The sequence below is a fragment of the Streptomyces rhizosphaerihabitans genome, from assembly GCF_025399795.1.
GTDB classification, from domain to species: domain Bacteria; phylum Actinomycetota; class Actinomycetes; order Streptomycetales; family Streptomycetaceae; genus Streptomyces; species Streptomyces rhizosphaerihabitans.
In genome coordinates this window covers 1-368 of the sequence record NZ_JAODTZ010000200.1, presented here as the reverse complement: position 1 = coordinate 368, position 368 = coordinate 1, and the positions used below count along the sequence as shown (strand labels likewise).

General features: G+C 70.1%; 1 protein-coding gene. It reads right to left on the bottom strand.

Annotation, left to right across the window (positions count from 1 at the left end; all coding sequences use genetic code 11):
- Positions 1-368 (bottom strand): transposase (locus N4G66_RS45400; protein WP_261710178.1); only part of this gene is annotated, 368 nt, incomplete at both ends.

Genomic DNA, 368 nt, shown 5'->3' with positions numbered 1-368 from the left:
CCACGATTGAGGCGGTGGCGGTTGGTCCGTCCGGAACTGGCGGAGATGGGGGCTGCCCCGCACAGGTGGGCGAAGGCGGCTTCGGACTTCAGCCGGTCGGGATTGTCGCCTGCGGTGATCAGGAGTTGGGCGGCCGTCTCGGTGCCCACCCCGATCAGATCCATCAGCCCGGGAGCTGCCTGCGCGACCAGGGGGTCGAGTTCGGCGTCAGCGTCGGCTATCTCCTGGGTGAGGTGCTGGTAGCGGCGGGCCAGACGTCGTAGTGCGGTTCGGACCGCGCAGGTCGGGTCGGCGAGGTCCGCGCCGGGGCGGGAGCGTGCCAGTTGTGCGATCAACTGGTAGGTGGGCAGGCTGCGCAGGCATTCCCG